Source organism: Acidovorax delafieldii (assembly GCF_007993815.1).
In the GTDB taxonomy this organism is placed as follows: Bacteria; Pseudomonadota; Gammaproteobacteria; order Burkholderiales; family Burkholderiaceae_C; genus Acidovorax; species Acidovorax delafieldii.
The window spans coordinates 1-12588 of the sequence record NZ_VJWE01000006.1; the positions used below are offsets into that span (position 1 = coordinate 1).

The following is a 12588-nucleotide window of genomic DNA, read 5'->3' on the forward strand; positions in this document are numbered from 1 at the left end:
GGCTCTTCTAGCGAATGCTAGTGATGAGTCTTTAACCGTAGCGCTACGCCCCCATCTCCCCAGCATGACGCGCTTGCGTCTGCCCCAGGAGAAGGCCATGCGACAGCAACAGATGACGCGCTTGATCCACAGCCTGCCCCAGCTGACGCACCACCAGCGCCAGCAACTGGCAAGCTGCCTGCAGGCGCTGCTCGATCACAGTCAAGCCATCGCCGTTGTAGAAGCACATGGCAGCGCCCACCGAACCTGTCCGCACTGCGGCAGCCCGCAGCTTGTCAAGAATGGCTCGGCCAACGGGCTGCAACGCTTCAAGTGCCGCCAGTGCGCGCGCACCTTCAACGCCTTGACTGGAACACCGCTGGCACGCCTGCATCTGCGGGATAAGTGGATGGGCCAGGCGCAGGTCTTGAGCGAAGGACTCTCACTCAACCAGGTGGCCCTGCGCCTGGGTGTGGCGCAAAGCACCGCCTTTCGCTGGCGCCACCGCTTCCTGGCCTGCCCCAAGAGCGTGCAGGCACGCCAGCTTGTGGGCATCGCCGAGGCCGATGAGTCTTACTTCCTGGCCTCCTGCAAGGGACACAGAGGCTTGCTGCGTCGTCCTCGCCGACGCGGCGGTAAGGCGCTGGCTGGCTGCAAGGGCTTGGAATACACCCCGGTGCTGATGGCGCGAGACCGGGCCGGAGCAACGGCCAACCTCATCCTGCAGACGAACCAAGCGGTGAGTGTGCAAACTGCACTCAAACCCTTGCTGCCACCAGACACCATCCTATGCACCGACGGCAGCGTCACACTGGCCAGCGCTGCGCGGGCCCTGGGCGTGCAGCACCAGGCGGTGAACGTGAGCCGGGGTAGGCGTGTGAGAGGCCCCTGGCATGTTCAAAACGTCAATGCCTATGTCAGCAGGCTGCGCGGGTGGATGCAGCGCTTCAAGGGCGTTGCAACGAAATACCTTGATTCGTACCTGGGCTGGTTCAGGATGTTGGACCGATCAGGCCCCATGGGGCCGCAGCCCGCACTGGTGCTGGAGGCGGCTATGGGGAGTCAAGGCGTCACTAGCATTCGCTAGAAGAGCCTATTTTTGGCTTCTAGTGCCTGTGAGATAAGCACTGAAAGCTATTAAATTAGGAGTGGTTGTCGGGGCTTGCTCGCTGATTTGGTGGCATGCCTGTGCGCACGGCGGGAGCCGGGTTGTCGCCCCGGCGGGCGAGGTACTTTTCTTTGCTTCGCCAAAGAAAAGTACCCAAAAGAAAGGCGACCCCACTGTCTGCGTCCCTGCGCTTCGCTTCGGGCAACCTGCGGTGCTCGCGTCCAGCGGGGTCTCGCTCAAACTCGCTGCGCTCAGACAGTCGCGAGCCCTGACCCGCTGGCCGCTGCGCTCCTCGGCGCATACAGAGGGGATGGGAAACGAACAGCCACTCGGGCCGTCGCGTTGCTCGGCCCCGGAGTGGTCAGCCAGCGTTCAATGTGCCCTGTGCTTTTTCAGCCCACATCGTCAAGTTCGCCACCAGATCCTTTTGGCTGAACGAGCAGCTTTCTTCCGAAAACAGCGCGCTCGATTCCAGTCGGTCCAGCAGGTTCAGCAGCACTTCGCTGTAGCGCGGGGGCAGGGCGGCGAGTAGGGTGGTTTGCTGGCGGGCCAGGGTGCTGAGGGTGGCGGCGGTGTGGTCGCCGCTTTCAAAGGCTTGCAGGGCCTGGATGAAGGTGGTGAGCTGGGTGTGGGCGGTGTCGGTCATGGCGTAGCCGGGCGGGGCCAGGATGGGTGATACACCCGAGGGTAAAGCAGCCATGGGCCCGCGCCCACCGGGCCGATACCAAGTGCGGCAAAATCGCAGGATGAACGCCCTCAACGTCGCTGAATACACGTACTCTCTCGGTCTCCAGGCAAAAACGGCCTCTGCGCTGATGGCCAAAGCGCCAGCAGCTATCAAAAACAAAGCGCTCAAAGCGCTGGCCCGGTTGCTGCGCGAAAACGTGGCTGCGCTGCAGGTCGACAATGCCAAAGACCTGGAGCGCGCCGTGGCCAATGGGCTGGCGGGCCCGATGGTGGACCGGCTCAAGCTCACCCCCAAGGTGCTGGAGACTTGTGCCGAGGGCTGCGAGCAGCTGGCCGCCATGCCCGACATCATTGGCGAGATCCTCGGCATGAAGCAGCAGCCCAGCGGCATCCGCGTGGGGCAGATGCGCGTGCCGATTGGGGTGTTCGGCATGATTTACGAGAGCCGTCCCAACGTCACCATCGAGGCGGCCAGCCTCAGCATCAAGAGTGGCAACGCCTGCATCCTGCGCGGCGGCTCGGAGGCCATTGATTCGAACAAGGCGCTGGCCAAGCTGGTGCAGCAGGCGCTGGCCGAGGCGGGCCTGCCACAGGACGCGGTGCAGCTGGTGCAGACCACCGACCGCGAGGCCGTGGGCCAGCTCATTGCCATGCCGCAGTTTGTGGACGTGATCATCCCGCGCGGCGGCAAGGGCCTGATCGAGCGCATCAGCCGCGATGCCAAGGTGCCCGTGATCAAGCACCTGGACGGTAACTGCCACACCTATGTGGACGACCCCTGCGACATCGCGATGGCCGTCAAGGTGGCCGACAACGCCAAGACCAACAAGTACAGCCCCTGCAACGCGAGCGAAGGTCTGTTGGTGGCGCGTGGCGTGGCGGCAGATTTTCTGCCCCAGATCGGCGCGGTGTATGCCGCCAAGGGCGTGGAGATGCGGGGTTGCCCCGAGTCGCTGGCGATTTTGCAGTCGGTACCTGGTGCCCATGTGGTGCCCGCCACCGAGCAAGACTGGAGCGAGGAATACCTAGCCCCCATCATCAGCGTGAAAGTGGTGGCGGGTGTGGATGAAGCCATTGCGCACATCAACCACTATTCCAGCCACCACACCGATGCCATCCTGACGCGCGACCACATGCACGCCCAGCAGTTCCTGCGCGAGGTGGATTCGGCCAGCGTGATGGTGAACGCGAGCACGCGGTTTGCCGACGGTTTCGAGTACGGCCTGGGCGCCGAAATCGGCATCAGCACCGACAAGTTCCATGCGCGGGGCCCGGTGGGCATCGAAGGCCTCACTTCGCTCAAGTACGTGGTGCTGGGCGAAGGTGAGGTGCGGGCCTGATGTGCTCCTGAAACGATAGCTGCTGGCGCATGTTCGACTAGCGCTTGCGGCCTATTTCATATGAAAATCATCATCCTCGGCGCCGGCCGCGTGGGCCAGAGCGTGGCAGACAGCCTGGTGTCCGAGCGCAACGACATCACCGTCATCGACACCGACGCCGCGCGCCTGCGCGACCTGGAGTCGCGGTTTGATCTGCGCGGGGTGGTGGGCAACGGCATCGAGCCTGCCGTGCTGGCCGAGGCGGGGGCCGAGGACACCGACCTGCTGATCGCCTGCGCCGCGCAGGACGAGACCAACCTGGTGTGCTGCAAGATCGCGCAGCTGCTGTTCAACATCCCCAAGCGCATTGCGCGGGTGCGGACCACAGGCTTCGAGGCCCATGAGCGGCTGGTGGGCCCCGAGGGGTTTGCGGTGGACCGCATCATCTGCCCCGAAGAATCGCTGACCCGCTACATCGGCAAGCTCATCGAGTACCCCGAGGCCATGCAGGTGCGCGAATTTGCCGGAGGCCGCGCATGCCTGGTGTCGGTGCGGGCGCGTGCGGGGGCTCCGATGGTGGGGCACTCCATCGGCGCGCTGCGCGAGAGTGCGCCGGAGCTGGCGATGCGCATGGTGGCCATCTACCGGCGCTTCCCCGACGAGCCTGACCGATTCATCGCCTGCGACGGCCGCACGCGCGTCGAGCCGGGGGACGAGGTGTTCGTGCTGGCCGCGCACGAGCACATCGCCAACGTGCTGGCCGCTCTGCACCGCCCGGCATCCCAGCAGCTCCAGCCTGTGCGCCGCATCATGATTGCGGGCGCCGGCCGGCTGGGTCTGCGGCTGGCGCGGCAACTCAGCCAGGCGGGCGGGCGTTTTCACATCAAGATCATCGAGGACCATGCGGACCGCTGCGTGGAGCTGGCGTCGGCCCTGCCGCCTGAGGTGCTGGTGCTGCAGGGCGACACCACCGACGAAGACCTGCTGGGTGATGAAGGCATCGAGGAGGTGGACCTGTTCCTCGCACTCACCGACGACGACGAGGACAACATCATGTCGTGCCTGCTGGCCAAGCGCATGGGCGCAAGCCGGGTGCTGGCCCTCATCAACCGGCGCAGCTATGCCGACCTGATGCACGGCACGCAGATCGACATCGCGCTGTCGCCCGCGCAGGCCATGCTGGGCGAGTTGCTGGCCTATGTGCGCCAGGGTGACGTGCAGGCTGTGCACAGCCTGCGCCGTGGGGTGGCCGAGGCGCTGGAGATCGTGGCGCGCGGCGACCGCAAGAGCTCGCGCGTGGTCGGCCGCAAGGTCAGCGATCTGCAACTGCCGCGCGATGTGCACATCGGCCTGATCGTGCGCGGTCTGCCTGACGCTTCGGAAACCACGGGTGCATCCGCTGCCGATCTGCGCGAGCCCGAGGTCATCATCCCGCGCAGCGCCACGGTGATCGAGAGCAATGACCACGTGGTGTTCTTCCTGCCCAACAAGCGGCTGGTGCGCGATGTGGAAAAGCTCTTTCGCGTGAGCGCGACGTTCTTTTGATGCACCCCCCTGAGTCGCTTCGCGCCTTCCCCCCGCTCTCGCAGCGCTGTGCGCTGCGGGCAGGAGGACGCCGCCAGCGCACGCCAGCGAAGCGCCGCCTCTGCGACGGGGCGGCCCTTGCGCGGCGGCCCTCGCCTGGGCTGCACGAGTATCGACGGCTGCATGCGATGTCGGCTGCCATGGACCAGGGGCCCGAGTCATGACGGACATGTTTCCCGTTCTGCGCGTGCTGGGCATTCTGGTGATGATCTTCTCGCTGTCCATGGGCCTGCCGCTGGCAGTCTCGCTGTGGACGCGCGACGGCGTCTGGTTTGTGTACCCGCTGTCCATGGGCGCCACGATGCTGGCGGGCGCGTGGCTGTGGTGGCGGTTGCGGCTGTTCCGGCAAGAGCTGCAGCCGCGCCACGGCGTGATGCTGGTCTCTCTGGTGTGGATGTTGCTGCCCCTGTCGGCCGCGCTGCCGCTGATGCTGGCCGGGCACTACACCGGGCACCCGCTGTCGTTCACGCACGCCTACTTCGAGGCGGTGTCGGGGCTGACGACCACGGGCTCCACCGTGCTGGCGGGCCTGGATGCGTTGCCGGTGTCGGTGAATGTGTGGCGCACCTTCTTGCAGTGGATGGGGGGCATGGGCATCCTGATTTTGGCCGTGGCCGTGCTGCCGCTGCTGGGCGTCGGGGGCAGCCAGCTGTTCAAGGCCGAGGCGGCGGGGCCGCTGAAGGACACCAAGCTCACGCCACGTATGACCGGCACGGCCAAGGGGCTCTGGGGGGTGTATGCGCTGTTCTCCGTGCTGTGTGGCCTGGCCTACTGGGCCGGGGGCATGGGGCCGCTGGATGCGTTGATGCACATGTTCACCACCGTGAGCCTGGGCGGGCTGTCGTCTCACGACCTGAGCTTTGGGTGCTTCCAGTCGCCGCTGCTGGAGGCGATCTGCATCTTCTTCATGCTGGTGGCCAGCTGCAATTTTGCGCTGTACTTCGTCGCCATTCGCAAGGGCCAGTGGGGCGGCTTCTGGCGCGACCCGGAGCTGCGGGCCACGCTGGTGACGCTGATTGGCGGCGGTCTGCTGGTGGCGCTGCTGTTGTGGGCCAAGGGCGTGTATGGGCCGCTGGACGCGCTGCGCCATGGCATGTTCAACCTGGTGTCGCTGGCCACCACCACCGGCTACGCCACGGTGGACTACCTGGCATGGCCCGTGTTTGCGCCGGTGTTCATGCTGCTGCTGTCGGGTGTGGCCACCAGTGCGGGCTCGACGGGCGGGGGCATCAAGATGGTCCGTATGCTCATTCTGGTCAAGCAGGCGCGCCGCGAGATGAACCGTCTGGTGCACCCGCGCGCCGTGCAGCCGGTGCAACTGGGTGGCGCTGCAGTGGACAACCGGGTGATCTTCTCGGTGCTGGCCTTCATGCTGGTCTATGGCGGCACGGTCTTTGGTCTGAGTATGGTCATGCTGCTGACGGACCTGGACGCGGTGACGGCGTTTTCGGTGGTGCTGGCCAGCGTCAACTGCGCGGGCCCGGGCCTGGGCAGCGTGGGGCCCGCGTCCAACTACGCGGTGCTGACCGATTTCCAGATCTGGGTATGCACCCTGGCCATGCTGCTGGGGCGGCTGGAGATTCTGAGCTTCATGGCCTTGCTGACCCCGGCGTTCTGGCGCCGGTAGGGGGCCGGGCCGTGGTACCACCAAGGGGTGGCTTGCGAAAACCCGGCCTGACCCCACATCCTACAATTCACCGCAATCGCTTCCCGAGGGCTTTCCATGGTTCCGCATCTCATCACGGCCCTCACCGGGCCGATCAACGAACTCGAACAGCGCATTCTTGACTCGATGCCCGCCATCGAACGCTGGTTCCGGCTGGAGTGGATGGAGCACACCCCGCCGTTCTACACGTCGGTAGACATCCGCAATGCGGGGTTCAAGCTGGCCCCGGTCGACACCAACCTGTTCCCGGGCGGCTGGAACAACCTGACCAAGGAGATGCTGCCCCTGGCCGTGCAGGCTGCGATGGCTGCCATCGAGAAGATCTGCCCCGAAGCGCGTAACCTGCTGATCATTCCGGAGAACCACACGCGCAACACGTTCTACCTGTCCAACGTGGTGCAGCTGCAGCGCATCTTCAACATGGCGGGCCTGAACGTGCGGGTCGGCTCCATCAGCCCCGAGATCAAGAAGTCCACGCTGATCGAGCTGCCCAACGGCGACACCGTGACCCTGGAACCCGTGGTGCGCACCAAGCGCCGCCTGGGGCTCAAGGACTTTGACCCCTGCACCATCCTGCTGAACAACGACCTCACCGCAGGCGCCCCCGGCATTCTGGAAGACATCCACGAGCAGTATCTGCTGCCCCCGCTGCACGCCGGCTGGAGCGTGCGCAAGAAGAGCACCCACTTCAAGAACTACGAAGAGGTGGCCAAGCGTTTTGGCAAGATGCTGGGCATCGACCCCTGGCTGGTCAACCCCATGTACAGCCAGTGCGGCGAGGTGGACTTTGCTGAGGGCACGGGCATGGACCAGCTGCAGACCAGCGTGGACGCACTCCTGACCAAGGTGCGCCGCAAGTACAAGGAATACGGCATCAACGAAAAGCCCTTCGTGATCGTCAAGGCCAACAACGGCACCTACGGCATGGGCATCATGACCGTGCGCGACGCCAAGGAGCTGGACGCGGTCAACCGCAAGACGCGCAACAAGATGGCCGTGATCAAGGACGGCCAGCCGGTGAGCGAAGTCATCATCCAGGAAGGGGTGCTGACGCAGGAGCGCGTGAACGACGCCGTGGCCGAGCCTGTGGTCTACATGATGGACCGCTACGTGGTGGGGGGCTTCTACCGCATGCACGCCGAGCGCGGTGTGGATGAAAACCTCAACGCCCCCGGCGCGAGCTTTGTGCCCCTGGCCTTTGAACACAGCACCCACATGCCCCAGCCTGGCGTGCGCCCGGGTGTGAGCGCGCCCAACCGCTTCTATATGTACGGCGTGGTGGCCCGGCTGGCGATGCTGGCGGCCAGCTACGAGCTGGAGGCCACCAACCCCGACGCCGAGGTGTACGACTGAAAACCAGGGTCTCTGGGGCCCCTTACGGGTCTTGGGGGCACCGGGTTTCAACGTCTGCGCCCTCTCGGCGACGCTGCACAGCGGGCCTGCGGGGGAGTGCGGTGGTCCCGCATGCCACGCCCGCGCCCGGTTGCCAAGGGCAAGTTGCTGCGTCGCAACATGGGGTTTCGCCTCCAATCGCTTGATCTGGCTCAGGCGCACAATAGCGTTCCCAAAAGTAACGGAACCCCGTCAGGCCCAGTGCGCGGGGGTGGTCAGTGCAAAGCTCCAAGTCATCGCTCGCAGCGCTCACGCTGGGCGCCATCGGTGTTGTGTATGGCGATATCGGCACCAGCGTGCTGTATGCCGTCAAGGAGGTGTTCGGGTCCGGCCATGTGCCGTTCACGCCCGCAAACATCTACGGCATCCTCTCCATCTTTTTCTGGACCCTCACGGTCATCGTCTCCCTGAAGTACGTGGTGCTGGTGCTGCGCGCCGACAACCACGGTGAGGGGGGCCTCATCGCCATGCTGGCCCTGGCCTCCCAGGCGGTCAAAGACAAGCCCCAGCTGCGCAGCGTGTTGCTGGCCGTGGGCATTTTTGGCACTTCGCTGTTTTACGGCGATGGCGTTATCACCCCGGCCATCTCGGTGCTGTCGGCGGTGGAGGGGCTGGAAGTGGTGTCGGATCACTTCAAGCACTACGTGATACCGATCACGCTGGTGGTGCTGTTTTGCCTGTTTGCCGTGCAAAAGCGCGGCACGGGCGGCATCGGCAAGTTTTTTGGCCCCATCACGTTGGTGTGGTTTGTCACCATCGCGCTGCTGGGCGTGTCGCACATCGTGGGGCACCCGGAGATCTTGTGGGCGCTGAGTCCGCACCACGCGCTGGGCTTCATGTGGGCCAACCCGGGCACCAGTTTCATCATTCTGGGCGCGGTGGTGCTGTGCGTGACGGGCGCCGAGGCCTTGTATGCCGACCTAGGCCACTTCGGCAAGCGCCCGATCCGCATGGCCTGGTTTGGTGTGGCCATGCCGGCGCTCACCCTCAATTATTTTGGCCAGGGCGCGCTGCTGCTGGCTGAGCCCGAGGCCGTCAAGAACCCGTTCTATCTGATGGCCCCCGACTGGGCGCTGGTGCCTTTGGTGATCCTGGCCACCATGGCCACCGTGATTGCCTCGCAGGCGCTGATCACCGGCGCGTTCAGCGTGACCAAGCAGGTCATCCAGCTGGGCTACCTGCCGCGCCTGAACATCCAGCACACCAGCGTGCGCGACACGGGCCAGATCTATATGCCGCTGGTCAACTGGGGGCTGTTCGTGGCCATCGTGCTGGCGGTGGTGATGTTCCGCTCGTCGAGCAATCTGGCAGCCGCCTACGGCATCGCGGTGACGCTGGACATGCTGATCACCACCACGCTGACCTTCTTCGTGATCCGCTACGGCTGGCGGTATCCGCTGGCGCTGTGCGTTGCGGCCACGGGCTGCTTCTTTGTGGTGGACCTGGCGTTCTTCGCCTCCAACCTGCTCAAGCTGTTCCAGGGCGGCTGGTTCCCGCTGATGATCGGCGGCATCGTGTTCTCGCTCATGATGACCTGGAAGGAAGGGCGCCGCCTGCTCAATGACAAGCTGCGTGCCGACGCCATCGACCTCAAGGACTTCCTGGAGTCGATCTTCATCAGCCCGCCCACGCGGGTGGATGGCACAGCCGTCTTCCTGACGGCCGAAACCGGCGCGGTGCCCAATGCCCTGCTGCACAACCTCAAGCACAACAAGGTGCTGCACCAGCAAAACCTGTTTGTCACCGTGCACAACCATGAGACACCCTGGATTGGCCTGGACAAACGGCTGCAGGTCGAGTCGCTGGGGCACGACTGCTGGCAGGTGGTGGTGCATTACGGCTTCAAGAACGACCCCGACCTGCCCCGCGCGCTGGAGCTGCTGCGTGGGCGTGGCTGCGAGCTGGAGTCCATGACCACCAGCTATTTCCTGTCGCGGGACACCGTCATCCCCACCATCGGCAGCGGCATGGCGCCTTGGCGCGAAAAGCTGTTTGCCCAAATGCACCACAACGCCAGTGGCGCGGCCGACTTCCTGCACCTGCCCAACAACGCCGTGGTCGAGCTGGGCTCCAAGATCGAGATCTGAAGGGCTGAGGGGGCTCCCCCTGGCCTGGGATGGAGCCTCGGGCTGGTTTTACGCTGTTTTTGCCTTGTAGCGCTAGTGCTCATTGTCTGAGGTGCTATTAATACTGTAGCTTTTGGAGTGGGCTGACGGCCTGCCTGAGCGCCAGGCGCGCGCGGTGCCAGAATCGCGCCCATGCAATTTTTCAAAGACCTGAGCCTTTCCACGTCGGTGGCGGGTTTCGTGGCGGTGCTGGTGGGCTTTACCAGCTCGGTGGCCATCGTCTTCCAGGCCGCCCTGGCATTTGGGGCCACACCCGCGCAGATCACGTCCTGGATGTGGGCGCTGGGTCTGGGCATGGGCCTGTGTTCGCTGGTGCCCTCGCTGATCTTGCGCCAGCCCGTCATGGTGGCTTGGTCCACACCGGGCGCCGCCGTGCTGGCCACTGCGGGGTTGGCGGGCGGCTTCAGCATGGGCGAGGCCATCGGCGCCTTCATGATCAGCGCGTTGCTCATCACCCTGGCAGGCGTCACCGGTTGGTTCGAGCGCGTGATGAACCGCATCCCCATGGAAATCGCCGCTGCCCTGCTGGCCGGCGTGCTGGCCCGCTTTGGCCTGCAGGCGTTTGCGGCAGCCCAGACCGCATTGCCTTTGGTGCTGCTGATGTTGATGGTGTATCTGGTCAGCCGCCGTTTGGCTGCCCGGTATGCGGTGGTCATCACCCTCGCCGTAGCGGTGGTGTTCGTGGCCACCCAGGGGCAGATGGCCTGGTCGGCGGTGCAGCTGGAGCTGGCCCTGCCCGTTTTCACGGCGCCCCAGTTCAGCGTAGCGGCTGCCGTCAGCCTGGCGATTCCTTTGTTTGTGGTCACCATGGCGTCGCAGAACCTGCCCGGGGTGGCGGTGATCCGGGCGTCGGGCTACAACTTGCCCATCTCCCGGCTCATCACGCTCACGGGTCTGGCCACCCTGGTGCTGGCGCCCTTCGGGGCGTTTGCGCTCAACTTCAGCGCCATCACCGCCGCGATGTGCATGGGCCCCGAGGCGCACGCCGATCGCCGCCGGCGCTACACGGCCGCGGTGGCATGTGGCGCCATCTATGTGGCGATCGGTCTGTTTGGCGCAGTCATCACCGGGCTGCTTACCGCCTTTCCCAAAGAGCTGGTGGTGGCCATTGCGGGTTTGGCGCTTCTGGGCACCATTGGCAACGGCCTGGCGGCGGCGCTGCGGGACGAGTCGCACCGCGAGGCGGCACTCATTACCTTTCTCGTCACCCTCAGCGGTGTGGTCATCGTTGGGGTGGGCTCGGCCTTCTGGGGCGTGGTGGCCGGCAGCATTGCGCTATTTGTGCAACAGTACAGGCGTTCGCAGGCCAGCGGCGCGTAAGTCGCCTTGGCTGCCTGGGCCCCTGGCCTCCTCCATTCCTTGACCCGACACCATGAAACTGCTCTTCATCGCCGACCCGCTGCAAAGCTTCAAGATCTACAAGGACACCACCTTCGCCATGATGCGCGAGGCACAGCGGCGTGGTCATGCCCTCACGGTCTGCGAACCGCAGCACATCACCTGGCAGCGCGGCAGCAAGGTCACCGCACGGGTGCAGAACGTCCGCCTCACGGGGGATGCCACCCATTGGTACGAGGCCCAGCCGCAGCGCAGCGCAGCGTTGGCTGATTTTGATGCTGTACTCATGCGCAAGGACCCGCCCTTCGACAGCGAGTACTTTTACGCCACCCACCTGCTGGAGCAGGCGGAGCGCGATGGCGCCCGGGTGTTCAACAAACCCAGCGCTCTGCGGGACCATCCGGAAAAGCTGGCCATCATGGAGTTTCCACAGTTCATCGGACCGACGCTGGTCACCCGGGATGCGGAAGACATTCGCCGCTTTCATGCGGAGCACCAGGACATCATCCTCAAGCCTCTGGATGGCATGGGTGGGATGGGCATCTTCCGTGTGGGCCCAGACGGCCTCAACCTGGGCAGCATCACCGAAACCCTCAACCGCCACGGCGCGCAAAGCGTGATGGTGCAAAAGTTTTTGCCCGAAATCGTCGATGGCGACAAACGGGTCCTCATCATCGGCGGCAAGCCTGTGCCGTTTTGCCTGGCGCGCATTCCCCAGGGCAGCGAAGTGCGCGGCAATCTGGCCGCCGGCGGCAAGGGCGTGGCGCGCCCTCTGTCTGCGCGGGATCGTGAGATTGGAGAAGCGCTAGGCCCGGTGCTGCAGTCGCGTGGCTTGCTGCTGGCAGGTGTAGACGTGATCGGCGACTGCGTCACAGAGATCAATGTCACCAGCCCGACCTGCTTCCAGGAAATCTTTGATCAGACAGGCTGCGATGTGGCCTTCCTATTCGTAGATGCTTTGGAGTCTGCGGTTGCGGCCGTTGGTGGTTGAGGGGCTTGTCCCGTGTACACGGACTGTTAGATCAATCCCTGGGTTTTCCCTGCTGCCTGTTGTAAACCGTGCTATAGTAGAGGGCTTCGCTACTGAGACCTGAGCGCAAAAGTGTTGGGGTCGATGGGGTGGTTTGTGGTGGCGCTTAGGTGCTGCGGCAGATGGCCCGGAAGGTTGGCGAAGAAAGTTTGGTTTTGTCTTCTTGGTGGTTAAAAACCGGTATAGAATACAAGGCTTCGCTCGGTGGAGATGGTTGCCGCGAATTGCAGGTGATCGTTGAAGCGGGGTGAAAAAGAAAGCAAAAGTTTGACAGTTCTTAAAAAACTGTGCTAGAATTCAAGGCTTCGCTGATCGCAGCGAGGTTTGCAAAACGAAGAAGATTTTGGTCTGATTTGTTT

At 64.3% G+C, this 12588-nt stretch carries 9 protein-coding genes; 8 read left to right on the forward strand and 1 reads right to left on the reverse strand.

The features are described from left to right. Positions 1 to 97 precede the first annotated feature (97 nt). Complete coding sequence (locus ATF69_RS02600) at positions 98 to 1066, forward strand: IS1595 family transposase (RefSeq protein WP_099729449.1); 969 nt, start codon at positions 98 to 100, stop codon at positions 1064 to 1066. A 382-nt stretch (positions 1067 to 1448) separates the two neighbouring features. Here ATF69_RS02600 and ATF69_RS02605 read toward each other — a convergent pair whose 3' ends face one another. Then, a complete protein-coding gene (locus ATF69_RS02605; protein WP_235511529.1) occupies positions 1449 to 1787 on the reverse strand; it encodes a hypothetical protein in 339 nt (112 codons plus the stop codon). Between the two features lie 46 nt (positions 1788 to 1833). Here ATF69_RS02605 and ATF69_RS02610 point away from each other — a divergent pair, with 46 nt between their 5' ends. The 7 genes from ATF69_RS02610 to gshB all read left to right on the forward strand — a co-directional run bounded on the left by ATF69_RS02610 (position 1834) and on the right by gshB (position 12190). Then, entirely contained in the window at positions 1834 to 3114 is a 1281-nt protein-coding gene (locus ATF69_RS02610) for a glutamate-5-semialdehyde dehydrogenase (protein WP_146869812.1), read from the forward strand. A gap of 60 nt (positions 3115 to 3174) precedes the next feature. After that, positions 3175 to 4638: a Trk system potassium transporter TrkA gene (trkA, locus tag ATF69_RS02615; protein ID WP_146869813.1), complete on the forward strand. Its 1464-nt coding sequence runs from the start codon at positions 3175 to 3177 to the stop codon at positions 4636 to 4638. Positions 4639 to 4837: 199 nt separating this feature from the next. Further along, positions 4838 to 6304: a TrkH family potassium uptake protein gene (locus ATF69_RS02620; RefSeq protein ID WP_146869814.1), complete on the forward strand. Its 1467-nt coding sequence runs from the start codon at positions 4838 to 4840 to the stop codon at positions 6302 to 6304. A gap of 96 nt (positions 6305 to 6400) precedes the next feature. Further along, positions 6401 to 7696, forward strand: a complete 1296-nt coding sequence (gene gshA, locus ATF69_RS02625; RefSeq protein WP_015016114.1) for a glutamate--cysteine ligase — start codon at positions 6401 to 6403, stop codon at positions 7694 to 7696. A 257-nt stretch (positions 7697 to 7953) separates the two neighbouring features. After that, positions 7954 to 9822: a potassium transporter Kup gene (locus ATF69_RS02630; RefSeq protein ID WP_056068096.1), complete on the forward strand. Its 1869-nt coding sequence runs from the start codon at positions 7954 to 7956 to the stop codon at positions 9820 to 9822. Between the two features lie 171 nt (positions 9823 to 9993). Next, the gene (locus ATF69_RS02635; protein ID WP_146869815.1) at positions 9994 to 11181 is read left to right on the forward strand and encodes a benzoate/H(+) symporter BenE family transporter; all 1188 of its coding nucleotides are present in this window, start codon (positions 9994 to 9996) and stop codon (positions 11179 to 11181) included. A 52-nt stretch (positions 11182 to 11233) separates the two neighbouring features. Beyond that, positions 11234 to 12190 (forward strand): glutathione synthase, encoded by a 957-nt coding sequence (gshB, locus tag ATF69_RS02640; protein ID WP_146869816.1) that lies wholly within the window; start codon positions 11234 to 11236, stop codon positions 12188 to 12190. Positions 12191 to 12588: the final 398 nt, after the last annotated feature.

Bases quoted from the DNA above. Each gene is read 5' to 3' on its own strand.
- ATF69_RS02600 (WP_099729449.1), top strand. From the start codon at position 98: ATGCGACAGCAACAGATGACGCGCTTGATCCACAGCCTGCCCCAGCTG.
- ATF69_RS02605 (WP_235511529.1), bottom strand. From the start codon at position 1,787: ATGGCTGCTTTACCCTCGGGTGTATCACCCATCCTGGCCCCGCCCGGC.
- ATF69_RS02610 (WP_146869812.1), top strand. From the start codon at position 1,834: ATGAACGCCCTCAACGTCGCTGAATACACGTACTCTCTCGGTCTCCAG.
- trkA (WP_146869813.1), top strand. From the start codon at position 3,175: ATGAAAATCATCATCCTCGGCGCCGGCCGCGTGGGCCAGAGCGTGGCA.
- ATF69_RS02620 (WP_146869814.1), top strand. From the start codon at position 4,838: ATGACGGACATGTTTCCCGTTCTGCGCGTGCTGGGCATTCTGGTGATG.
- gshA (WP_015016114.1), top strand. From the start codon at position 6,401: ATGGTTCCGCATCTCATCACGGCCCTCACCGGGCCGATCAACGAACTC.
- ATF69_RS02635 (WP_146869815.1), top strand. From the start codon at position 9,994: ATGCAATTTTTCAAAGACCTGAGCCTTTCCACGTCGGTGGCGGGTTTC.
- gshB (WP_146869816.1), top strand. From the start codon at position 11,234: ATGAAACTGCTCTTCATCGCCGACCCGCTGCAAAGCTTCAAGATCTAC.